The 21,890-nt window shown below is 62.4% G+C and carries 20 protein-coding genes; 13 read left to right on the top strand and 7 right to left on the bottom strand.

All coding sequences use genetic code 11. From position 1 onward, the window contains the following. Positions 1–20 precede the first annotated feature (20 nt). The 4 genes from AB4N80_RS18965 to AB4N80_RS18950 all read right to left on the bottom strand — a co-directional run bounded on the left by AB4N80_RS18965 (position 21) and on the right by AB4N80_RS18950 (position 4,306). Entirely contained in the window at positions 21–1,523 is a 1,503-nt protein-coding gene (locus tag AB4N80_RS18965) for an alpha/beta hydrolase domain-containing protein (RefSeq protein WP_460078217.1), read from the bottom strand. After that, a complete protein-coding gene (locus tag AB4N80_RS18960) occupies positions 1,520–1,894 on the bottom strand; it encodes a DUF6152 family protein (protein ID WP_122566937.1) in 375 nt (124 codons plus the stop codon). Before AB4N80_RS18960 ends, AB4N80_RS18965 begins: the two co-directional genes overlap by 4 nt. Beyond that, complete coding sequence (locus AB4N80_RS18955; RefSeq protein ID WP_460078214.1) at positions 1,891–2,775, bottom strand: hypothetical protein; 885 nt, start codon at positions 2,773–2,775, stop codon at positions 1,891–1,893. The genes AB4N80_RS18960 and AB4N80_RS18955 overlap by 4 nt, the downstream gene beginning before the upstream one ends. A gap of 193 nt (positions 2,776–2,968) precedes the next feature. Further along, entirely contained in the window at positions 2,969–4,306 is a 1,338-nt protein-coding gene (locus tag AB4N80_RS18950; protein WP_460078211.1) for an alginate export family protein, read from the bottom strand. A 236-nt stretch (positions 4,307–4,542) separates the two neighbouring features. Here AB4N80_RS18950 and AB4N80_RS18945 point away from each other — a divergent pair, with 236 nt between their 5' ends. From AB4N80_RS18945 to AB4N80_RS18890, 12 genes are all read left to right on the top strand, one after another. Next, complete coding sequence (locus AB4N80_RS18945; RefSeq protein WP_305481622.1) at positions 4,543–4,926, top strand: DUF6152 family protein; 384 nt, start codon at positions 4,543–4,545, stop codon at positions 4,924–4,926. A gap of 75 nt (positions 4,927–5,001) precedes the next feature. After that, complete coding sequence (locus tag AB4N80_RS18940; protein ID WP_122566941.1) at positions 5,002–5,766, top strand: hypothetical protein; 765 nt, start codon at positions 5,002–5,004, stop codon at positions 5,764–5,766. A gap of 229 nt (positions 5,767–5,995) precedes the next feature. After that, on the top strand, positions 5,996–7,504 hold the full coding sequence (locus tag AB4N80_RS18935; RefSeq protein WP_460078207.1) for an alpha/beta hydrolase domain-containing protein: 1,509 nt from the start codon (positions 5,996–5,998) through the stop codon (positions 7,502–7,504). Positions 7,505–7,525: 21 nt separating this feature from the next. Continuing rightward, positions 7,526–8,008: a DUF6644 family protein gene (locus AB4N80_RS18930; protein WP_460078205.1), complete on the top strand. Its 483-nt coding sequence runs from the start codon at positions 7,526–7,528 to the stop codon at positions 8,006–8,008. 36 nt (positions 8,009–8,044) lie between these two features. After that, positions 8,045–8,533 (top strand): DUF6644 family protein, encoded by a 489-nt coding sequence (locus AB4N80_RS18925; protein WP_305467097.1) that lies wholly within the window; start codon positions 8,045–8,047, stop codon positions 8,531–8,533. Then, positions 8,533–9,267, top strand: a complete 735-nt coding sequence (locus AB4N80_RS18920) for a DUF6162 family protein (protein ID WP_122566945.1) — start codon at positions 8,533–8,535, stop codon at positions 9,265–9,267. The genes AB4N80_RS18925 and AB4N80_RS18920 overlap by 1 nt, the downstream gene beginning before the upstream one ends. Next, entirely contained in the window at positions 9,264–10,196 is a 933-nt protein-coding gene (locus AB4N80_RS18915) for a metal ABC transporter solute-binding protein, Zn/Mn family (RefSeq protein ID WP_305490445.1), read from the top strand. The genes AB4N80_RS18920 and AB4N80_RS18915 overlap by 4 nt, the downstream gene beginning before the upstream one ends. A gap of 14 nt (positions 10,197–10,210) precedes the next feature. After that, positions 10,211–10,891, top strand: a complete 681-nt coding sequence (locus AB4N80_RS18910) for a metal ABC transporter ATP-binding protein (protein WP_305467100.1) — start codon at positions 10,211–10,213, stop codon at positions 10,889–10,891. Beyond that, positions 10,888–11,793 carry a metal ABC transporter permease gene (locus AB4N80_RS18905; RefSeq protein WP_122566948.1) on the top strand — a complete coding sequence of 302 codons (906 nt, stop codon included), beginning with the start codon at positions 10,888–10,890 and terminating at the stop codon, positions 11,791–11,793. The genes AB4N80_RS18910 and AB4N80_RS18905 overlap by 4 nt, the downstream gene beginning before the upstream one ends. After that, the gene (locus AB4N80_RS18900; RefSeq protein ID WP_460078199.1) at positions 11,790–12,785 is read left to right on the top strand and encodes a metal ABC transporter solute-binding protein, Zn/Mn family; all 996 of its coding nucleotides are present in this window, start codon (positions 11,790–11,792) and stop codon (positions 12,783–12,785) included. The genes AB4N80_RS18905 and AB4N80_RS18900 overlap by 4 nt, the downstream gene beginning before the upstream one ends. A 70-nt stretch (positions 12,786–12,855) precedes the next feature. Beyond that, positions 12,856–13,131 carry a hypothetical protein gene (locus AB4N80_RS18895; RefSeq protein ID WP_240998474.1) on the top strand — a complete coding sequence of 92 codons (276 nt, stop codon included), beginning with the start codon at positions 12,856–12,858 and terminating at the stop codon, positions 13,129–13,131. An 8-nt stretch (positions 13,132–13,139) separates the two neighbouring features. Beyond that, positions 13,140–13,964, top strand: coding sequence for a DUF4198 domain-containing protein (locus tag AB4N80_RS18890; protein WP_305481632.1), 825 nt, complete (start codon positions 13,140–13,142; stop codon positions 13,962–13,964). 715 nt (positions 13,965–14,679) lie between these two features. Here AB4N80_RS18890 and fabF read toward each other — a convergent pair. The 3 genes from fabF to AB4N80_RS18875 are packed head-to-tail and all read right to left on the bottom strand — an operon-like array spanning position 14,680 to position 20,204. Beyond that, positions 14,680–15,972, bottom strand: coding sequence for a beta-ketoacyl-ACP synthase II (gene fabF / locus AB4N80_RS18885; RefSeq protein WP_122567370.1), 1,293 nt, complete (start codon positions 15,970–15,972; stop codon positions 14,680–14,682). A gap of 45 nt (positions 15,973–16,017) precedes the next feature. Further along, complete coding sequence (locus AB4N80_RS18880; RefSeq protein ID WP_460078195.1) at positions 16,018–19,098, bottom strand: efflux RND transporter permease subunit; 3,081 nt, start codon at positions 19,096–19,098, stop codon at positions 16,018–16,020. Next, entirely contained in the window at positions 19,095–20,204 is a 1,110-nt protein-coding gene (locus AB4N80_RS18875; RefSeq protein WP_460083115.1) for an efflux RND transporter periplasmic adaptor subunit, read from the bottom strand. The genes AB4N80_RS18880 and AB4N80_RS18875 overlap by 4 nt, the downstream gene beginning before the upstream one ends. 212 nt (positions 20,205–20,416) lie before the next feature. Between AB4N80_RS18875 and AB4N80_RS18870 the strand changes: the two genes are divergently transcribed. Beyond that, positions 20,417–21,877, top strand: a complete 1,461-nt coding sequence (locus AB4N80_RS18870) for an efflux transporter outer membrane subunit (protein ID WP_305490455.1) — start codon at positions 20,417–20,419, stop codon at positions 21,875–21,877. Positions 21,878–21,890 lie beyond the last annotated feature (13 nt).

Here is a 21,890-nt window from a genome sequence, read left to right as displayed (position 1 = left end):
AAAGATGCCAACGCCTTCACTCACGGCTCGGACCGCAGAGACCCGGTAAAGTCCGCCGGCAAAGCGATTGGCTTGACGAGTCGCGCATCCTCCGGCAGCAAGTACCCCTCCTTGATCGCCTGTTGTTTGGCGGCCTCGAAACGACTCGCATAATTTGCATGACTGCCATACAACGCCTTCAGCCGCTGCGCGGAATACGGCACCTTCGTGTCGTAGGCTGAACCGCAGCCGGTCTCCTGGTCGGTCAGGTAGGTGGCGCTTGGCACCCTGATCCACGGCGGACGCACACCCCCCAGCATGTTGCCGGTCTGCGGATCGCGGGCAACGCCCTTCCCCTCGCGACCGACCCGTTCAGCCTTGGGCATCGGCGTACCTTCACGCACCCAGCGATCCATCGCGTCGAGGATCGCCGACACGACCGTCTCCACCGGCTCGTCATAGAGGGACTGGCAGTGCGGATCGTTGCGCTTGTCACCGTCAGCCGGATGCGGCTCTGTCCCGTCGGTGCCTTGATCGGCAAGACGCAGGTGTGGCATGCCCGCGATCTCGTAGTAGCGCAGCTTCGGTTGGTCTGTATCTGGCGGTAGCGCGATCTCCTGGTTGGCATCGTGTACCACCTCGGCCTGGCTGTAGACCGTCACGAAAGGCGCGTCCGAGGGGATTTTGCGCGGAACCCTGAGTACCTCGCCACCCAGGTCGCCATACACAACGTGCCCCGTCATGTAGGCGTCGATCAGCGGCTTGCCGTCCGGCATGCGCCACTGCTGATGCCGGCCCTGATCGAGGTAATCGAGCCAGAGCTGCCCATTGATTGCCCAGGTGTTGACATAGATACGCTTGACGTCGAGCCCCTGGGTGGGGCCGTGTACGAGGTTTGACTTGAGCAGCAAGGCCAATTGCGCGGCAATGCCCTGCGCCTGGGGCGGGTACTGGTCGGGACCGTCACCGCGTCGAAACCGGTCGCTGTCGTAGTAGCTGCCGAGGGGTGCATAGCGCTTGTAGTCGTAGCGCCGCATGAAGTCCAGATTCAAGTTGCGGGGCTCAGGATCCCAATCCAGCGTCTTGGGATCGTTCGCCGGCCGATTGATGCTGAGTGTGTAGCCGGCGAATGCATACCCCTTGCGCAGCAGGTAGTTGCGGGTGAGGATCCAGCCCGCTCCGCGTTCGCCCATCCAACTGAACGGTTCCATCACGACGGTGCCGTTGAAGCGTCCAGGGTCCTTGGGTTTGCGGATAAGGAAGCGCGTGACGTAGGGCGCGTCGAACACATGCTCGCCAGAAGCGGTGATCGCTGGCGCGAGCCCTAGCATGTAGTACTCCTCCTCTACATACCCGAACCTCTCCAGGTCGACATACTCGGTGCCGTGCCTTGACGCGGACGCGAGCGGTAACTGACCGCTGGGAGGCACCTGGGAGATTTGCGGCATGGATGGCGTTTGCGCGACGACGGGCGCAGCCGTCGTCAGTACCAGCAAAGCCGCCATGGAAAGTCTGGACAACCGAACCTTGCCCGTGGGCTTCATTTCCAGGCTCCGATGGTTTTCCCATTGGGCAACCGCAGCGCCTGGAGGGCACCACCCGTCTTCGTCTCGTCCTTCATCGGAGCGAGCTGCAGGTCGACCTTGTCGCCCGGCTTGAGCGTATTGGCCATCCAGCCCTGGCGCATCAGGATGTTCGGGCCGCCGGCCTCGATCGCCCAGGTCTCGGTCTTGTCCCCGACCGGCACATCGACGAACAACCAAACGTGAGGGTTTTTAAACTGCACCTCACTCACTGTGCCGGCAATCGCGACGAGCTTCGACATGTCGAAGGCTGAGTAGGAATGGTGGGCAAAAGCCGCCGGGGCCGACAAGCCCAGGAACGCCAAACTGAACAGAATGGATTTGAGATTCACTTCGTGTCTCCTTGATTATTGTTGTCCGCTGGGTTCAGGTTCCGTCGCTCGGGAATCGTCGTGATTTCCGCGCCCGTCACAGGATCGATCGACTCGTTATTGCTGTCCTCGCAGACGAACTCCATGAATTCGACACCCTTGGGCGCACGGCGGAACGTCAGCGGCGCCCACTGCCATGGCTTGACCAGCGCATCCGGGTCTTCGACCCTGCCGTCCACCTGCAGCAGGCCTTCGTCATTGATGAAGATCCTCTCTTTGATGATCATGCGGGGGCCGTGGCCCAGCGCGTCGTCGGCATGCCCATACTCGCTCAACGTGGTTTCCTGGCGGATGTTGGTCGTCTCGACGACCAACACATTTCCCTCCCAGCGTGCGACTGAATGGCCCTCGAACGTCGGGGGAGCTTCCTCCGGATTGGGGTGGGCGCGCCCATCGAGGTAAATGCGACGAGTCTCGCGCAGGAACTCTTGCGCCCAGTTGATTTGCGTCGGCGTCTGCATGATCTCTACCGCGTAGGGCCCGACCATGTTCGTTGGCATGCCCAGCACCTTGCACGAGGTCTTGAACTCGCTGCCCACTTTGGTGAGGGCTTCAGCGCGTTTCCTGGCGCTCTCGAGGTAGACCCCCTTGAGTTCCGGCGTGGTGCCGAATGGAGGGCCAATATTGGTGTCGGGGTTATCGGCACCCGTGCTGTTGACGAGAGGGTCTACGGAACTCCCCACCGGCATCCAGAGCCCGCTGATGTCGGGCGGTGCGGCTTTCGGCTGGGCCGCGCTGGCGGTTGCTTTGGGCGTTGCGGCGATGGCGAACGAAGGATTCGCCGAGGCGGCCAGGATGGCCAGCAGCGCGATGACTGCATGAGCAAGAGGGAGCATTTTCATAGGCATGACCTGCGTCTTTTTCTACACGTTGGTAGTGACTGACATCCCGGAAACCGCCACCGTTGAAGTGCGTGACGGCCGGTGCCAGGCGCGTGGGTGTGGTTTATTCCAGGGGGAAGATACGCAAGCACTCCGTTGGGGAGATATCCCAAATCAGCATGCGCTCACGGTGTGTGGCGGCGTGGATGGCCGCTCAGAAACTCACCCAGGCGATGAGCTGGAAGTAGGTGTTCGTCGATGCGCTCCCACTCTGGTTGCCACCGTTGCCGAGCCACTTCTCAGGCTTGTAGAAACCGACAAGGGGTGAGAGCGTGATGTTGTCCGTCACCATCCAATCCAGAAAGAAGTCGACCTCGCGTGCGCTGAAGTCCTGCTCCCCCCGTCGGGAAAGCTGGTGGTAGTCGAAGGCCATCGCGTTAAGCGTCAACTTGTCGGTCGGCATGACCGAGAGCAGCACATCATTGATCTGCATGTTCGAAGTCACTGAACCTGCGTAATTCACTGCGACTTCACCTTGGTAGCGTTTACGAAAACCGCCCTGGAACAGGAAGTCCCAGCCTTCGGAATAGCGCGTATAGCGATAGCTCACCGTCGGTTGCCATTTGACATCCGCGAAGGTGTAGCCCGCGTCGAAGAACATCGCCCGCTGCGACCCCGACCGTTTTTCCTGGCGCGCCACTTCGAATGCGAAATCGGCGTTCTCGATGCCGGCATTGCCCTGGCCACGGATGCTGTAGATGTCCATGCCCTTGCGCTCCCCCCGATCGCCGAAGACGTATCGCTCTTCGACATCCAGGCCGCGCACGTACGTTGAACCGATCGAGCCGATGGGCGTCGTGTAGTCGACAGTGGCGGCCGCCACTTCGGTCTTGGACTGCCCGGGGTTATCCGACTTCAACCAGATCAAGCTGCCATGAAGGCCCTGCGTACCGCCCAGCTTCAGGACTGCCGTATTACCGAACGCCAAGCGCGGGCCGAGGTAAAAGGCACCGCCGCGATTGAACCGGCCATCCGCGACACCCTCGATGGGGTTGAAGGCGTTCCCGGGGGCGAACCCATCGTCGGTGATCAGAAAGCCGTCCACCGTCACGATCTGTCGGCCAAAAGAGAAATCAACGCCGTCCGTGCCCAACGCCGGAATCAAATCAGCTGACTTCCAGCCCAGATAGGCCTCTTCCACGGCGGTTTCTCTCTCGTTTCCGGCGGTGAGCGCTCCCGCATCGCCATCGCCCCATGACCCGGTACTGATCATGCTGAACCCGCCGTAGATCGAGCCGGCGGCGATCTGATCCGTCGTGCCGCTCAAACCATACTTGGCGAACCCTTCCTGCCACCGCATGCTGCCGGGCTCCCGTTGTGGGTCGCCGAGGTAGTTCTCGCTGCTGCCGAACCAGCCAAATCCCGCCCACAGCTCGGCGTTCAGGACGGTCCCACCGTCGTTTTCGTTGTACAGCTCGTAGCCCTGTGCCTGCGGCTCGAACGCGCAGAGTGCAACCAGCGAAAGCAATGGGGCGTAATGGGGGGGGCGCATGACGTCTCTCCTGTTTTTATATTTATGAGGCGAGTCATGAGTGTTCCGATTCGGGTCGCCCCTGCGGTAGCCCAAATCAGCATGTGCGAGGACCGGCGACCCATTTTTCTCAGCGTCCCCCTGCCCGCCGGAAAACATTTCCAGAGACTTGAACGGTTGCCGTTTTGGGCTACGGCATGCCCAGGCGTCGCCCCTATGCTGGGGCCATAAGAACGCATAAGAATGAGGCACCCGTCATGACCCCAATACCGCTGTTACGTCAGGGGCTTTGCCTACTGACCATCGTCGCCTGCAGTGCCCTGCCGTCCCTGGCCACTGCCCACCATTCATTCGCACTGTTCGACCAGACCAAGACCGTCACAGTCAAGGGCGTCGTCGAGCGCTTTGCCTGGACCAATCCGCACATCACGATCTACCTCGATACCCCCGGCCCGCCGCCCCAGCGATTCAAGATCGAGACGGGCAGCGTCAACGCGTTGCAGCGTGCTGGCTGGAGCGCTGATTCGATCAAGGCCGGCGAGAGCGCCGAGGTGTCCTTCAGGCCGCTGAAAAACGGTGATCCGGGCGGCCTGCTGGTGGAGATCAAAATCGGTGACGTCGTGCTCACGGGCGGCGGATAAGAAGTTGGCTCCTTCCCAGCTTCATGGCCACCGAGCCAAACCGAACAAGCCAGCCAGCAGCGTGGAGACGTTTCAATGAAACCGGTACGAACCTTGAGCGCAGCAACAATCTTCTTCGGCGTCATCCTCGCGACGGTCGTCGGGGTGTGCCACGCAGCGCCGTCCAAATCCCAGAACAACCCGCGCCCGGACATCAGCGGCACCTGGGAAAGAACCCCGGACGACTGGTTCGGTGAGAACCCGGACGATCCGGTGCACCCTGGCGGCCCGATGGACCTGAAGGAACCCTACGCTGGCGAATACGCCGCACTGAAAAAGAAACAAGCCGCCGCGAATGAAGCCGGCGCGCCATTGGCCACAACGAGCTCCAGGTGCCTGCCCGAAGGCATGCCGACGATGATGGCGGCGCTGTTTCCGATCCAGATCATTCACGACGACAAGCAGGTGATTGTCCTCGGCGAGTACCTCCAGCAGGTGCGGCGGATTCTCCTGAACCAAGCCATGCCGCCCAAAGAGAAGCTCGACCCCAAATATCAGGGCCATTCCCGCGGCCACTGGGAAGGCGACACGCTGGTGGTGGAGACGCAACGCGTGCGAACCGACGTGACGTTCTATGACGTTCCCCACGGTGAGGCGATGAAGATCACCGAACGCATCAGGCTAAAGGGGCCAGACCACTTGCAGAACCAGGTGGTGATCGAAGACCCGCAGGTGCTCAACACCCCGTATCGCTTCACGTTCGACTACAAGCGCTCCAACTACGCCATTCAAGAATATGTCTGCGAGAACAACCAGATCGTGATCGACAGCGAGGGCAAGGCGTCCCTCAGCCGTGAGTGAAGCCCCTATTGGATCAAGACAGTGTTAGGGCTGCTGCGCAGCCCAGCGGGAGCAAGCTCCCTCGCCACAAAAGGCGGCGTTTGCCACAGGTTGGCGGGCAACGTAATGGGATCTGATTACCCCACAGCACTGCCCAGCCAAACGCAAAACCGTGGCGAGGGAGCTTGCTCCCGCTGGGGTGCGAAACGCCCCCAAACCAGGCTGACGTTGCTCCCTTGGAGATGACCGGATGGAACGACCAATAACTATCAGCCTTCTACGGCCGATGCTGCCAGGGGTCATGCTCTCGCTGATCCTCACCTCGAACACGTTCGCCGATGTGCCGCGCATGCCCACGGCCATCGCCATACCGCCCTCCAGCGAGCCACCGCTGTCGTCGGCGATACGGCCGGGCACGGAGCACAGCGATCTCGCCAAGTACGGCTACGTCGAGGAGGAGTTTTACCTGCAAGGCGTCGCCCCAGCCATTACCGCCGCCGGCAAAACCCTCTTCGAGGCGCCTTACACCACGCGCATCCTAGTGCGTAAACCAACAGACCCGGCGCGCTTCAATGGCACGGTGGTGATCGAGCCGTTCAGTTGGTTTGGCGAGCGTGGCGCAGGATGGATCCTGACCCGTGACTACTTGCTGCGGCGCGGCTACGCGTACGTCGGCTACACGCTGAACATGAACAAGCCGGCCGTCGATCCCAAGTTCATCGCGGATACCCCGGCCGCCGAAGCGGAGCAAATTGCCCAGTACGGACGGATCGTGAACTTCGAGTTCATGCGCCGCTTCGACTACGCGCGCTATGCGCCGCTGGGCACCTACTACGATCCACAGCGTTTCACCCGTGGTGAAGGTCCTGACCCGTTCGTGCCACAGTCACAGGGGATCGCGGCGCAGCTGGCGTTACTGCTCAAAACCAATGCAGCGCAAGGCCCTTTGGCCGGCCTGGATGTGCATCGCGTCTACGTCAACAGCTGGGCGGTGACCGCGCAAGTCTGGATGGACTACCTCGACCAGGGCCGGCACCAGCAATGGCGCATGCCCGACGCACGGCCGTTGATCGATGCCTATATGACGGGGCGCATGGCCTATGGCGAGGTGGGCGGCGACGTGATCCGGCTGCCGCGGCAGATGCCCGACGGCGTGCCGTTCGTGACCGTCTACAGCCAGTCCGAACTGATGCACGACGTGATCGAAGGCATCGACCTGCCGCCGGACACCGACAGCCCGCAGCTTCGTTATTACGAAGTGACCGGCATGCCCCATCTGCGGCTGGCCGACCTCGGTACGGAACATACCGAACTGTTCGCGAACGACGTCGGCAAGGGCGACGACCCACGGTGCCGGACGCTGTACGACGAGCCGGCGGAACTGGTCGTCTCGGCCCTCCTGGATGGCATGGACCACTGGGTGCGCGAGGGCAAAGCCATGCCGAAGGCCCCCCGAGTCATACGCGAGGGCAAGGCCGCCGTGCGCGACCCCGCTACCGGCAACTTGCAAGGAGGCGTGCGCCCGCCCTGGATCCAGGTGCCCAGCGCGACCTACCTCACCGACCAGGAGACCGGCTGCGGCCTGATCTACGACACCAAGGTGCCCTACGCCAAGGACGTGCTTGGCCAGCGCTATGGCAGTTTCAGCCATTACGCACAGGCATTCGAAGACGCCAAGCGCCTCTCGATCAAGCAAGGCTATCTCCTCCCGGAGGACGCAACGGGCCTGCGTCCGATCGCGAAACCTCAAGACTTCTAACTCAACGCGGAAGCAAAGCAGATGTCATCAGAACTCATCATCGCCATGATCTACGCGTCACCGTTAAGCACGGCCATCAGGGACATGTCCTGGGTCGTGCCCACCGTCCAGAGCGTTCATATCGTCGCCATCGCAGTGATCTTCGGCGCTGCGGTCATCTCCGACCTCAGGCTCGCGGGCGTGTTCGCTACCGACGAACCCATGGGCGGCGTCGTGCGCCGTTACTTCCCATGGATGCGCGCGGCGCTCATCGTCCTGCTCCTCAGCGGATTGGTCATGGTCATCGGCGAGCCCGATCGGGTGCTCGTCAACACAACGTTCTGGCTGAAGATGTTCCTGGTCGTCGCCGTGTTCACGCTGACCTGGTCGGTCCGGCGTCCGTTGCTGCGCGTTGTCGGCCCTGCACAAGGCGCCGACGAAAAGCCGCCCATCAAGGCCCTGGCCTGGCTGTCGATCGCCCTGTGGTGCGTCGTGATCTTCTGTGGTCGCTGGATTGCCTACTGATCCCAGCGTTTTCAATGTTTTTTTCAGGTATTTGCCATGGACATCCAATCGATATTGCAAGCCCTCGAGGACACCTCTGTCGCCGCCCAGATCAGAGAGTCGGGTTCCATTTTTCCAAACCTGGAGTCAGTGCACGTGATCGGCATTGCCCTCGTGTTCGGGACCATCGCCGTCGTCGACTTGCGCCTGCTCGGCATCGCCTCCCATCGTCGCAGCGCGCTCCGGCTGATCCAGGAACTGCTGCCCTACACCTGGGTTGCCTTCGCAGCCTGCGTGATCACCGGTCTGCTCATGTTCGTTTCCAATGCCACCACCTATGCGCAAAACAGCGTGTTCTGGTGGAAGATGGGCGTGTTAGTGCTGGCGGGCCTGAACATGGGGATCTTCCACTTGGGCGCCTATCGCCGAATCGAGGAATGGGACACGACTCTGCCGCCTCCCGGCCAGGCCCGTGTCGCTGGATTCTGCTCGTTGGCGCTGTGGGTGAGCGTGATAGGCCTTGGCCGCTGGATCGGGTTCGTCTGATGGCGCGCCTGTCGCGAACCTGGCCCGGCGCTGACGCCAACGGCGCGACCAAGGTCGTGCGCCCGGCTTCCGGCCACTGGGAATCGCTGGCCCTGGTACTAGCGACCCTGGCAATCGTCGCCAGCGTGACAGGCTATGTGCTGCTGCGCCCACAGCACGCCGGACCGCCGACGCCCTTGAGCTGGCAGGTGCGTTCCTTCGATGGCCTGGGTGCGGTCGACCAGGCCATCCACAGCGCCCTGCTGCCTGCCGGTGAAGAAATCATCTGGAACAACAACGACACCGGCGGTTGGATCACCCTGGAGCGTGCTCAGGAAATTTTGCTGCCGCCCTTCTACCGGGACGCCTTCTGGAAGACCAACGGCGAGGTGCATTGGCAGTTGATCCTGCCTGGCGGCCACCTGCCCCATGCCGGTTCCGTCGATGAGCACGAAGACGACGCTGCTGCCCCGGCCACCAACGAAGTGTCGCAAGCCACCCAGGGCCAGGGCGCGACGGTCTACTACGGCGCCGCCGGCCGCGCGCCCGGCCAGAGCGCCTACCTGCTCGTCATTGGACACGCCCATGCCGGCGTCATGTGGGCCAACCAGGCAACGATCTGGGTCCACCCCGACCCGAATGCGCCCTACCCCGGGATCGTCAAGCCCGAATCGCTGGTCGGCAAAGGTTGGCGTCAGGTCATTCCTTACGACGGCGCCAGCGAAGTCGAACGCGTGAAAGGAAACCAGCCATGACCGTTTCTACGAAATACCGCACACTGTGGCGCCGTTGCCTGGCACTGCTGGTGCTGATACCCGCCATCGCACTCGCCGACTCGACGCCCCCCTTGGGCAAGAAGCTCAAGATCGGCGTCACCCTGCACCCCTATTACAGTTTCGTGGCGAATATCGTCGGTGATCGGGCCGAGGTCGTTGCGCTCATTCCGGCACAAGCGAATCCGCACAACTATCAACCGCAACCGGACGACATCACCCGCGCGATGACGCTCGATGCTCTGGTCGTCAATGGCATCGGGCACGATGAATGGGCCTTCCAGATCGTCAAGGCTGCCGGTCGTGGAGCGACGCTGCCGATCATCCAGGCCAATGCCTCGGTGGCCCTGATTCCCATCGGCGGTGACCAGGGCGGCGCCAAGGTGGTCAATCCGCACACCTTCGTATCCACCACGGCAGCGATACAGCAGGTCTTCGAGATCACTCGCCGGTTGGGGGAACTGGACCCGGACAATGCTGCGGCGTATCGACAAAACGCCCTCGCCTATGCCGCACGCATCCGAGCATTACGGGCCGGCTTCATGACCCGCTTCGCCGCCCTGGATCTGTCATCGTTCCGCTGTGCGACGACCCATGCCGGCTACGACTACATGATGCAGGAGTTCGGCCTGTTCGTGAGCGCCGTGATCGAACCTCGTCATGGCGTCGCACCCACGGCGCGCCAGTTGGCCAACACCCTCGACGCGATCAAGAAGGCCAATGTTCGGGTGCTGTTCGCCGAAAAAAACTTCTCACTCGACCTCGCCAAGCCGATCGAAGCTGCCACCGGCGTGAAAGTCTTCGCGCTGTCGCACATCACCGGCACAGCCTACAGCGCGGAGGAATTCGAGGTGGCAATGCGCGAGAACCTCGAGACCTTGGCCGAAGCCGTTGAGTTTACGCAGCGATGAAAGAGGAACAAGTCATGCGCGGTCCCGCCATCGTATTCGATCACGTTTCCCTGCGACTGGGCGGTACGCAAGTGCTCGACGACGTCAGCTTTCGGGTGGAAGCCGGTGCGCTGCACTGCCTCGTCGGTCCCAATGGCGGCGGCAAGACGTCATTGGTGCGCGCACTGCTGGGCCAGATGCCGCATTCAGGGACGGTCCGCTTCGAGGGCGAGGTGACGACACCCATGGGCTATGTCCCGCAATTGCCGGACTTCGACCGCAACCTGCCGATGACGGTCAACGATCTCATGGCGCTTCTTGGTCAGCGCCGGCCGGCCTTCCTGGGCGCCAGCCGAGCCGCCAAGGCGGCCAATGCCGAGGCCCTGGCGCGTACCGGCGTGGCCGGAATGGGCACCAAAGCCTTTGGCAGCCTGTCCGGTGGCCAGCGCCAGCGCGTGCTGCTGGCCCAGGCGATCAGTCCGGCGCCCTGGCTGTTGATTCTCGACGAACCGACCGCTGGCATCGACGAGCCGGGCGTGCGGCTGGTGGAGGCGCTGGTGGCCGAATTGCACGGTCGTGGGGTCACCATCCTGTGGATCAACCATGACCTGGAACAAGTCCGGCGCATCGCCCAATCAGTGACCGTGATCAACCGGCGGGTATTGTTCCATGGCGCCCCCGACCAGGTCGCCCATTCGTTGGAGGGCGCCCAATGAACGCCCTATACGACTTCATTCGCAGCCACCTGCAGGCGCTCGCCGCCAGTAGCTTGCTGCCGCAACCGTTCGAGTACGAGTTCGTGATCAACGCGCTGCTCTGCGCCGTGCTCATCGGCCCGCTGCTGGGCGTACTGGGCTCGATGGTGATGATCAAGCGCATGGCGTTCTTCAGTCAGTCCGTCGGTAATGCAGCGATGACCGGCGTCGCCATTGGCGTGCTGATCGGCGAATCCTACACATCCCCCTACTTCTCGATGTTCGGCTTCTGCTTGCTCTTCGCCCTGACGCTGAAGTACACACAGCACCGCACCACATTGGCCAATGACACGCTGATCGGCGTGTTCCTGTCCATCTCCCTGGCGGTCGGGGCCTCGCTGTTGCTGTTCGTGTCGGCGAAGATCAACACCCACGTAATGGAAAGCGTGCTGTTCGGTTCCATCCTGGCGGTGGACCACACCGACATGAACGTGCTGCTTGGCGTAACGGCGCTGTGCGCGCTGCTTGGGTTGCCGCTGTACAACGGCATGCTGTTGGCCAGCCTCAATCCAAGTCTGGCCCATGCGCGTGGCGTGCGGGTGCGAAGCGTCGAATACCTGTTTGTCGTGCTGGTCACCCTGGTGACGGTTGCCTGCCTGAAGATCATCGGTGCCGTGCTCGTCGAAGCCCTGCTGCTCATACCGGCCGCGGCAGCACGCAACATCAGCCGGTCGCTGCCGGGGCTGGTCGCACGAGCCGTCCTGATTGCGACCTTTTCCTGCGTGGTGGGCATCCTGGCCCCCATGCAATTCCACATCCCCGTACCAACGGGCGGCGCCATCGTGATCGTCGCCGCCCTGGTGTTCATCGCCACCACCGTCATGCGCGCTACCGCATCCCGGTTCAGGGGGGCCAGCGTATGAATAGAAAAGGGGTCTATAGGTCCTGGCTGACGATGCTGGCGCTGCTGCTGGGCATCCCGTTTTCGACCGCTGCCGATACCGGCCAGCAGCAAGTGCTTGTCGCATTGCCTGCTGTGTATGCGCTCACCTCGGTACTCAGCGCCGGCACGTCCCTGGAGATCGTCCGTGTTCCGAAGGACGCAGCCGTGCCCATGGAAAGCCAGGCCAACGCGCTGTCGCGCCTCGACGCCGCGGTGTTCCAGCAGGCCGAAGCCGTGGTCACCCTCAGCAGCCTCTGGCGCGCAGATCCGCTGTATGCGACGGCACGCCGCCACAACCTGCGGATCGTCGAGATCGATGCTTCGCGCTCATGGGACACCGTCAAGCCCGGCGTAGCCGTGGCCCACGCGCCAGTGAACGACATTCCCTGGGCCGCCGCGGGCGATGTCGATGAGGGCCCGTCACCCTACGCCTGGCTCGGCCCCGTCAACGCCATGCGCATGTCAGCGCTGATCGCCGCCGACCTGGCACGCCTGGCTCCCGCCGATGCGCCACGGATAGAACGCAACCTCGCTGCACTTGAAGGCCGCTTGCGCCAACTCAAGGCCGACTACGGCACCCGATTGACGGCGGTGCCGGATCTGCGCGTGCTGTCGCTGGCCAATGAGTTCATCTACCTGTTCGGCGAGTTCGGCATCTTTGTCGACGGCTGGTTCGTCCGCCAGGACCTCGACTGGAGCGACGCCGATCGCTCCGCGCTGACCCGCTACCTGCGCGAGCGTGACATCCGCGTGGTGGTCCACAAGTGGGCACCGGACGCCCGGATTGCCAAGGCCATCGAGGACGGGGGCGCACGGCTGCTGATCCTCGATACGGGCAACCCGGGAATGCTCGCCGACACGGCCAACGGATACGAAACACTCATGGGTTCGAACCTGGAGGCCTTGCTGGCGGCCTTCACCGCGACTGGCAATGACAGTACGAGGGGCGATGGTCAGCCCCTTCCCCAATGATCGATTTTGACGGCGAGACGTTATGAAACCCATAGGTTCAATACTGCGAATACCGATGGCAGGCGCCTTGATGTTCAGCCAGGCAGCCTTCGCCCACGGCCCCGTTTTCGATTGCTACATCGAGGGCGATAACCGGGTGACGTGCGAGGCGGGCTTCACCGACGGCAGCTCGGCCGCCGGCAGGCAAATCCATGTCCAGGACCCGAGCAACAAGGTATTGCTCCAAGGCGAGGTCGACAAGGACAACACCTACACATTCCAGCCTCCCGCCGGGAGCTACTCCGTGGTGTTCTTCGGCGGAGCCGGCCATGAGATCACGATTCAGTCTTCCGACATTTCAAGGTGAAAACGACCATGACGTTCAAACGCAAACTGCTCCAGGCCCTGGCCGCGACCACATTCACTGGTTTGACCGGCGCTGCACAGGCCCATTTCCAGATGCTCTACCTTGAGGAAACGGCGCTGCAGCGCGCGGAAAAACTCGAGTTCGCGCTGGTGTTCACCCACCCCTTCTCCGGCGGCCCCACCATGACCATGGATGAACCTCGCGCCTTCAGCCACACCAGCGCCCACGGCGAGGAAAAAATAGATCTGCGCAAATACTTGCGCCCCGTCGAATGGCAGAGTCGCGACAACCGAACGAGGGCCTATCGTGCCTCGATTCCAAAGGAGTTGGTGCGTACATTGGGTGACCATATCTTCGTACTCGAACCCGAGCCCTACCTGGAAACCGAGGAAGACATCTACATCCAGCAGTTCACCAAGCTGATCGTGAACGTGGGCGGAGTCCCCAGCAACTGGGCAGAACCACAAGGGTTGCCGGTTGAGATCCAGCCATTGAACAAGCCTTATGCCAACTGGACGGGCGGTGTGTTCCGCGCCGTGGTACTGGCCGGCGGAAAACCTGTGCCGTTCGCCGAAATCGAAATCGAATACGTCAACCATTCCGTTGATCTCGAGAAAAACGCCTTCGGCGGACAAGACTACGTCACGGCCCCCCAAGCTTCATTCAAAGCCCAGAGTACCTACTCGGACGCCCAAGGCATCGTGACCATCGGCCTGCCCCGGGCCGGCTGGTGGGGCATTGCGGCGCTCGACATCGGCGCAACGAAAACCCACAAGGGCAAACCCCTGTCGCAAGACGCGGTGCTGTGGGTGCAGGTCAGGGACATGAAGTGACCCGATGCAGCGCCCCCCCAAAGCTCATGTTCGCGATGGCGGTGGTTTAGTCACATGGGTATTGGGCCTACCGGCCTCATCGCGGGCAAGCCCGCTCCCACAGGAAAGCCAGGCGTACATGAAACTTTGTGTCTACTGAAAATCCAGCGTGGGAGCGATCTTGCTCGCGATGGCGGTGGTTCAGTCAATGAAGATGTTGAATGTGCCGGCCTCTTCGCGGGCAAGCCCGCTCCCACAGGAAAGCCAGGCGTACATGAAACTTTGTGTCTGCTGAAAATCCAGTGTGGGAGCGAGCTTGCTCGCGATGGCGGTGGTTCAGTCACAGGGATGCTGGGCTTGCAGGCCTCATCGCGAGCAGGCTCGCTCCCACAGGAGGAGCGCGGTCACCCAGAACCAGGTCGGCTATCAGGCCGCCTCGTGGAGGACGTTGATCTCGGGCGCCCCGTTAACCACGATGGCTGAACGAAGGTATTGCGCAGTGGGCAACCCGGCATGGATGCCGGGTTAGCCGCGCTGGGCCATGGATGGCCCTTCGCGGCGGGCCCACGGAGCAATGCCTTCGTTCAGGCATGCCGAGCCCTAGCGAGGCACCGAGTGGTGGGGCAAAAGCGCTTTGGTTACTTTCGCGCTTTTCGAAAGTGACCCGCTGTAAGAGCGGAACCATAAGCAGCCGTTACGCAAAAAACGGATATACACACCGCTCCCAAGCCCCCACTCAAACCACAGGCTCCCAACGCCGAAACAACACGCTGGCATTAACCCCACCAAACCCGAACCCATTGGAAAGCGCATGGGTCATCGGCATCTTCCTCGCCTCCAGGCCAACCAGATCAAGCCCCGCAGCCGCTTCATCAGGATGAACCAGATTCAGGGTAGGCGGAACGATCTGGTCCCGAAGCGCCAACACCGTAAAAATAGCCTCGATACCACCAGCCGCCCCCAACAGATGCCCGGTGGCGGACTTGGTGGAGGTGATCGCCACATCGGAATCGCGCCCGAACACCGAGCGAATCGCCGCCAGCTCACCGTTATCGCCAACTTGAGTCGACGTCGCATGGGCATTGATATGCTGCACATCGGCAGGGCTGACCGCGGCCTGGCGCAGCGCCTGCTCCATCGCGCGCCGGGCGCCGTTGCCGTCTTCCGGGCCTGCCGTCAGGTGGTAAGCATCGGCGCTGGTGCCATAACCCACCAGCTCCGCCAGGGGCTTGGCGCCACGTGCGAGGGCGTGCTCCAAGGACTCGATGACCAGCAACCCCGCCCCCTCGGCCATGACAAAGCCATCGCGATCACGATCGAACGGACGCGAGGCCTCTTGCGGGCGCTCGGCAAACCCAGTGGACAAGGCCCGAGCGGCGGCAAAACACCCCAGGGTCACACGGTCTATCGCCGCTTCCGTCCCTCCGCATACGGCGATGTCGGCCTCGCCGCTCCTGATGAGCCTGGCCGCATCGCCAATGGCCTGCACCCCGGCCGCACAGGCGGTGACCGGCGCGCCGAGCGGCCCTTTGAAACCGTGCCGAATGGACACCTGCCCGGCCGCCATGTTCGCCAGGAAGGCCGGTGCCGTGAACGGTGACAATCGGCGCGGACCACGGGCATCGGTGGTGCGCACGGCATCGGCAATCGTGCCAAAGCCACCCACGCCCGAGGAAATAATGGTCGCCGTCCGCTCCTGGTCTTGGGCATCGGTCGGTTGCCAGCCGGCCTGTTGCAACGCCTCTTCAGCCGCCACCAGCGCGAACTCGATGAAGCGGTCCATCTTCTTGCGATCCTTGGCCGGGATGGTGCGCTCCGGGTCATAACCGGCGGTGGCGTCCTCCGCCAGCGACGGCACCTGCCCGCCCACGGCCACACCCGTCCCCTCGGTGATATCACCGGACAGCAGACGAATGCCCGAGCGCCCGGCCAACAACCGCTGCCAGACCTCTTCCACGCCACAGCCCAGCGGACCGACAATGCCCACGCCGGTGACGACGATGCGTTTTTGACCTTGGGAAGTCATCATTTCAAACCTCTTCGTTGCTCAATCGACGTTCATTAAAGTGCTGGCTTACGCCAACGGTGCTGCCGGAATGTGCGTTGGACGGTCGGGACGGATCTTGAACCAGATGGCATACATCGCCGGTAGGAACACCAGCGTCATGATGGTGCCGACGAACGTGCCGCCGATCAGTGTGTAGGCCAGCGTGCCCCAGAACACCGAGTGCGTCAGCGGAATAAAGGCCAGGATGGCCGCCAGCGCCGTCAGCAGCACCGGACGGGCCCGTTGCACCGTGGCTTCGATGACCGCCTGGAAGGGCTCCAGCCCCTCTTGTTTGTTGTGATGGATCTGCCCGATCAGGATCAGCGTGTTACGCATCAGGATGCCCGAAAGTGCGATCAGACCGACCAGGGCGTTGATCCCGAACGGCTGCTGGAAGATCAGCAACGTCGGCACCACGCCAATCAGGCCCAGGGGCGCGGTGAGGAACACCATGATCATCGCCGAGATCGAACGCACCTGCACGATGATGATCAGCAGGGTCAGGGCCACCATGATCGGCACCAGCGGCACGATCGCCTTGCCGGCCTTGCCTGACTCCTCTATGGCGCCCGCCTGCTCGATCCGGTAGCCGCCCGGCAGCGCGTCGATGACCGGTTGCAGAGACTTGATGATCGCGCTCGAGACGTCCGGTGGCTGCAAGCCTTCGGCAATGTCGCCGCGTACGGTCATGGTCGGGGTGCGGTCACGCCGACGAAGAATCGGATCCTCCATGCGTACATCGACCTCACCCACCTGGGACAGAGGAATGCGCTGGCCCGCCGCACCCACCAAGGTAAAGCCCTCGATCCTGGCCGGATCGAGACGAATGTCACCGGCCGCACGACCAACCACCTGCACCGAACGGATGTCTTCGCGAACCGCCGTGATCGGCACGCCCGCCAGCAGAAACTGCAATTGCTGCGCAACGGCATTTGAGGTCAGGCCTACCGCCTGCAACCGATCCTGGTCCAGGGTGAAATGCAATGTCGGCGTCAGTGGTCCCCAGTCGGTATTGACGGTTCGCATCAGCGGGCTCGCTTGCATGATGCCTTGGACCTGCTCCGCGATCTCGCGCAGTTTCGACGGATCCGGCCCCATCACCCGGTAAGCAACCGGAAACGGCGAATACGGACCGAACACCAGTTGCGTCACCCGGATCCGCGCTTCCGGGGCAAGCCCCTCGGCCGCCGCCTCGCGGAGACGGAACTTGAGGGTCTCGCGTGCTTCCTGGCTGTCGGTCAACACCACGATCTTGGCGAACGATGGATCGGGCAGTTCCGGCGCCATCGCCAGGTAGAAGCGAGGCGCGCCCTGGCCGATGTAGGCCGTGACGATTTTCGCCTCGTCCTGTTTTTGCAGCCAGGCCTCGACCTTGGCGGTGGTGGCGCTGGTCTGCTCGATGGAGGTTCCATAGGGCATTTGCACTTCGATCAGCACCTCCGGGCGGTCGGAGGTCGGGAAGAACTGTTTCTTGACCAGGCCCATGCCCAGAATCGCCACGACAAATGTCACCACCACCGTGCCGGCTACCCACCATTTGCGGGCGATGACGCGGGTCAGGACCTGGCGAAAACGATTGTAATGGCGAGTGTTGTAGATGGCGGCGTGGCCGCCCTCGACCTGCTTGATATCCGGCAACAGCTTCACCCCCAGGTAAGGGGTAAACGCCACCGCCACCACCCAGGAAGCGATCAGCGCAATGCCGACGATCCAGAACATATTGCTGGTGTACTCACCGGCGGTCGATTGCGCGAAGCCGTTGGGCATGAATCCGATCGCCGTCACCAGCGTACCGGACAGCATCGGTGCGGCCGTGTGGCTCCAGGCATAAGCGGAAGCCTTGATCCGATCGTAGCCCTCCTCCATCTTCACCACCATCATTTCGATGGCGATAATGGCGTCGTCCACCAACAACCCGAGCGCCAGGATCAGCGACCCAAGGGTGATGCGGTCAAAGTTCTTTCCGGTGGCCGCCATCACCACAAACACTATCGCCAGTGTCAACGGCACGGCGGCTGCGACCACAACACCTACACGCCAGCCCATGCTGAGAAAGCAAACGAGCATTACAACCAGCAGCGCGACAAAAAACTTGACCATGAACTCACCGACAGCCGAGTCAATGTTCACGGCTTGATCGGTGACCTTGGTCAACGTCATGCCCAGTGGCATGCCTTCATTTATCTTGGCCGTCTGCGCATCCAGGGCCTTGCCCAGGTCCAGGCCGTTCCAACCTTCACGCATCACGACACCCAGCAACAGCGCTTCTTCGCCGTTATTGCGCACCAGGAACGTGGCCGGATCTTCATAACCGCGCTCGACGGTCGCCACATCCGAGAGCTTGAGGGTGCGGCCCTGAATCGCCAGGGGCGTGTCACGAATTTTCGCCAATTTATCGAAGGCGCCATCGACCCGGAGGAAGACCTGCGGTCCGTTGGCTTCGATCGATCCGGCGGGTGTGAGCGCGTTCTGGCTATTCAACGCCGCGAAGATGTCCTGGGGAGAAACGCCCAAGGTGGCCAGCCGATCATGGGAGAAGGAAATAAAGATGCGTTCGGCCCGCTCGCCGATGATGTTGACTTTTTTCACCCCTGCCACGTGCAACAGGCGCTGGCGTAACGCTTCGGCATCACGCACCAGTAGCCGCTGCGGCTCACCCTTGGCTTTCAGGGCGAACAGCGCGAACGTCACATCGGAAAACTCGTCATTGACCATCGGCCCAATGACACCCGCCGGCAACTTGAGCGCCTCGTCCTGGAGTTTTTTGCGCGCCTGATAGAACTCCTCCTGCACCTGCGAAGGTGGCGTGCGATCGACCAGCGACACCATGGTGAAGGCCAGACCGGGACGGGTGTAGGTTTCCGTGCGGTCGTACCACTTCAGTTCCTGCAAGCGTTTTTCAAGAGGCTCGGCAACCTGATCCTGCATCTCCTGAGCAGTCGCGCCCGGCCATGCGGTGATGACGGTCAACTGCTTGACCGTGAACGGCGGGTCCTCGGCACGCCCCAACTGGAAGAACGCCAAGGTCCCCGCGACGGCAATCAGGAAAATCAGAAACACGGTAATGGAGCGCTCGCGCACGGCGAGTGCCGACAGGTTGAGGCTCATGGACGGCCCCCGGCAACCTTCACATCACCCGGTTGCGCCAGCCGCACTTCCTCACCTTCACGCAACAGATGGGCGCCGAGCCCGACAATACGCTCGCCAACATTGAGAGGGCCGGTGACTCGCGCGGCGTCGTCGCTCAGCCCCAGGACTTGCACAGGGCGCCAGGTGACTTTCGCCGGCTCGCCGTCAATGACCCATACACCCGTACCATTGCCCGCGTCATAAATGGCGGCGATCGGCACTTGCAGCGTCTGCCGCTGCGCGGTGCCTTCGGCGATACGCAACGTGACGGTCGCTCCCAACGGTGCATTGGCCAACGCGCCCTCGAGCACATAGCGCGCCTCGAAGGTGCGCGTCACGCGGTCGGCCGAATCCGACAGCAACCTCAGTTTCGCGGTCACAGCCCCCCCGGTGGCGCCATAAAGCGTCGCCTGGGCGGTGGAGCCTGCGCCGGGCCGAAGGGTTTCGGGCAATTGCACAACGGCTTCGCGCTGCCCCGCCCGCGCCAGTCGAACCACGGTTTGCCCGGGACTGACGACTTGCCCGGGCTCGGCCAGCGTGTCCATCACTACACCGTCGGCATCGGCGAGCAGCACGGCATAGCCGGACGCGTTGCGGGCCACGTCAGCCTGCGCCTGCGCGGCGCTGAGTTGCGCCTTGGCGGTATCGGCGGCGGCTTTGATCTGGTCGTAGCCCGAGGCGGAAATGGCACCGGCAGCAACCAGGTCGCGATAACGCGCCTCGTCATCGGCGGTCTGTTTGGCTCGAGCTTTGGCGGCAGCGACAGCTTCTTGCTGCGCTCGTGCTTGCAACCCTAAATCGATGGGGTCGAGACGCATGAGCGGCTGACCACGCTTAACGGCCTGCCCAGTATCGACCAGACGCTCGAGCACCTTGCCCGACACCCGAAAGCCCAGGTCACTCTGGACACGCGCCGCCACGACGCCGGTAAAAGAGCGCGAGGCGTCGGACGAACCCTGGACTTCAGCGACCCGCACCAAGGGGGCAAGCGTGCGCGGATCTTTAGCGGTGGAAGAATCACCACACGCCGTCAGGACGAGCGGCAACAAGCAAGCGGCAAAGGTGACAGGTCGGAGCCGGCGCATAGGTTCCCTTTTTGGGCAGATGAGGACAGAAGCCGCATTTTCAGTCTCGTGACCATTACTGTCAATGGTCACAAAACAACTAATGCCTTACATCAAGACCATCTGCCCCTATCTCTTAACCTCTCCTACAGCTTCACCTGGTGAACGACCATTGACAGATAGTGACTACAATATAATATGGTCACAAACCCAACATGACTCCAGGAGTCCCAATGTCGCCCCTACGCCCCGCTATCTGGTTGGTGAGCCTCAGCTTGATGGCAGGCTGTACGGTCGGTCCGGATTACCATCGTCCGGACACCGCGCTCACCCATCGTTACCTGGGCCAGACGTCTGTCGAACAGAGGTCCGTCGCGACATCAGCCAACCTCGCCATGTGGTGGGAAGGGTTTGCCGATCCAGTGCTCAGCGAGCTGATTGCCAAAGCACTTGAGCAAAATCTGGACTTGGCGCAGGCATCGGCTCGCGTCACCCAGGCACGGGCTGGCCTGGGTGCTGCCAGTGCCGCGTTGTTGCCTTCCGCAAACATCAACGGCCAGGCTGCGCGTGCCTACCAATCCGTGGAAACACCCCTTGGCCAGGTGCTGGACTCGACGCCTGGATATGATCGCTACGGTAGCGCCTACGAGCTCAATCTGGGCGCCAGTTGGGAGCTGGACCTCTTTGGCGGCATGCGCCGCGGACGCGAAGCGGCATTGGCTGAGTACCAGGCCAGCGAGGCCGGTGTCGCGGCCACACGCCTGGCCGTCGCCGCGCAGACCGCCGACCTCTACATCACTGCCCGTGGATTGCAGGCGCGGTTGGACATTGCCAACCGACAAGTCAGGACACAGCAGGATCTGTTGGAAAAAGTCCAGTTGCTCTACAGCAAGGGCCTCGCCGCCAACTATCAGGTTCATCAGGTCGAGGGCACCCTCTCGCAGGTCCAGGCGACGGTGCCCGTGCTGCAGACCGGCCTGGATGCGGCCATGAATGCCCTGGATGTCATGCTTGGCACGGCGCCCGGCACTCATCGCAGTCAACTGAAAAATGGGCACGGCGTTCCTCTGGCGCCCCAGATAACCGCCATGGGAACCCCCGCCGATCTGCTGCGCCGCCGACCAGACCTGATCGTCGCCGAGCGCCGTCTCGTTGCCTCCAATGCGCGTATCGGCGAGGCCGTCGCCGAGTACTACCCGAAATTTTCCCTCAGCGCGTTGCTGGGTAGTGCCACGGCGGTTTCCGCCGGCAACCTTTTCACCGGTGATGCCAGCCAGGCAGCGGGCGCGCTGGGCTTGCGTTGGAGACTCTTCGACTTTGGCCGCATCAACGCGCAAATCGACCAGGCCAAGGGCCAGGAAGCTGAAGCGCTGGCGGCTTACCGCCAGTCCGTGCTGCGCGCCACCGAGGACGTCGAGAACGCGTTTTCCGCGCTGGTGAATCGAGAATCCCAGGCGAGCACCCTCACCCAGGGCGAAACGTCGTTGGCCCAAGCTCGCCAATCGTCATTCATTGGCTATCAGAAAGGCGCAGCCAGCCTGATCGATGTTTTGAATGCCGACGCGACCCTGTTGCAAGTCTCCGATGCCCGGGCGCAAGCACGCACGGAATCGGCACGGGCGGCAGTGGCGGCATTCAGGGCGCTGGGCGGTGGCTGGCAACCTTCCGAGCCCCAGTCGGTGGCGACTCGCTGACTAGACCAAACAC

The sequence above is a fragment of the Pseudomonas sp. H3_A02 genome (assembly GCF_054671965.1).
Note: the sequence above shows the minus strand (reverse complement) of the source record. Positions and strands in the feature narration are given on the sequence as shown.

What these genes read in the sequence shown, in the direction of transcription:
- AB4N80_RS18925 (WP_305467097.1), top strand. Translation starts at nt 8,045, where the DNA reads ATGGACATCCAATCGATATTGCAAGCCCTCGAGGACACCTCTGTCGCC.
- AB4N80_RS18915 (WP_305490445.1), top strand. Translation starts at nt 9,264, where the DNA reads ATGACCGTTTCTACGAAATACCGCACACTGTGGCGCCGTTGCCTGGCA.
- AB4N80_RS18895 (WP_240998474.1), top strand. Translation starts at nt 12,856, where the DNA reads ATGTTCAGCCAGGCAGCCTTCGCCCACGGCCCCGTTTTCGATTGCTAC.
- AB4N80_RS18905 (WP_122566948.1), top strand. Translation starts at nt 10,888, where the DNA reads ATGAACGCCCTATACGACTTCATTCGCAGCCACCTGCAGGCGCTCGCC.
- AB4N80_RS18955 (WP_460078214.1), bottom strand. Translation starts at nt 2,775, where the DNA reads ATGAAAATGCTCCCTCTTGCTCATGCAGTCATCGCGCTGCTGGCCATC.
- AB4N80_RS18875 (WP_460083115.1), bottom strand. Translation starts at nt 20,204, where the DNA reads ATGCGCCGGCTCCGACCTGTCACCTTTGCCGCTTGCTTGTTGCCGCTC.
- fabF (WP_122567370.1), bottom strand. Translation starts at nt 15,972, where the DNA reads ATGATGACTTCCCAAGGTCAAAAACGCATCGTCGTCACCGGCGTGGGC.
- AB4N80_RS18890 (WP_305481632.1), top strand. Translation starts at nt 13,140, where the DNA reads ATGACGTTCAAACGCAAACTGCTCCAGGCCCTGGCCGCGACCACATTC.
- AB4N80_RS18900 (WP_460078199.1), top strand. Translation starts at nt 11,790, where the DNA reads ATGAATAGAAAAGGGGTCTATAGGTCCTGGCTGACGATGCTGGCGCTG.
- AB4N80_RS18940 (WP_122566941.1), top strand. Translation starts at nt 5,002, where the DNA reads ATGAAACCGGTACGAACCTTGAGCGCAGCAACAATCTTCTTCGGCGTC.
- AB4N80_RS18945 (WP_305481622.1), top strand. Translation starts at nt 4,543, where the DNA reads ATGACCCCAATACCGCTGTTACGTCAGGGGCTTTGCCTACTGACCATC.
- AB4N80_RS18965 (WP_460078217.1), bottom strand. Translation starts at nt 1,523, where the DNA reads ATGAAGCCCACGGGCAAGGTTCGGTTGTCCAGACTTTCCATGGCGGCT.
- AB4N80_RS18880 (WP_460078195.1), bottom strand. Translation starts at nt 19,098, where the DNA reads ATGAGCCTCAACCTGTCGGCACTCGCCGTGCGCGAGCGCTCCATTACC.
- AB4N80_RS18910 (WP_305467100.1), top strand. Translation starts at nt 10,211, where the DNA reads ATGCGCGGTCCCGCCATCGTATTCGATCACGTTTCCCTGCGACTGGGC.
- AB4N80_RS18935 (WP_460078207.1), top strand. Translation starts at nt 5,996, where the DNA reads ATGGAACGACCAATAACTATCAGCCTTCTACGGCCGATGCTGCCAGGG.
- AB4N80_RS18930 (WP_460078205.1), top strand. Translation starts at nt 7,526, where the DNA reads ATGTCATCAGAACTCATCATCGCCATGATCTACGCGTCACCGTTAAGC.
- AB4N80_RS18950 (WP_460078211.1), bottom strand. Translation starts at nt 4,306, where the DNA reads ATGCGCCCCCCCCATTACGCCCCATTGCTTTCGCTGGTTGCACTCTGC.
- AB4N80_RS18870 (WP_305490455.1), top strand. Translation starts at nt 20,417, where the DNA reads ATGTCGCCCCTACGCCCCGCTATCTGGTTGGTGAGCCTCAGCTTGATG.
- AB4N80_RS18920 (WP_122566945.1), top strand. Translation starts at nt 8,533, where the DNA reads ATGGCGCGCCTGTCGCGAACCTGGCCCGGCGCTGACGCCAACGGCGCG.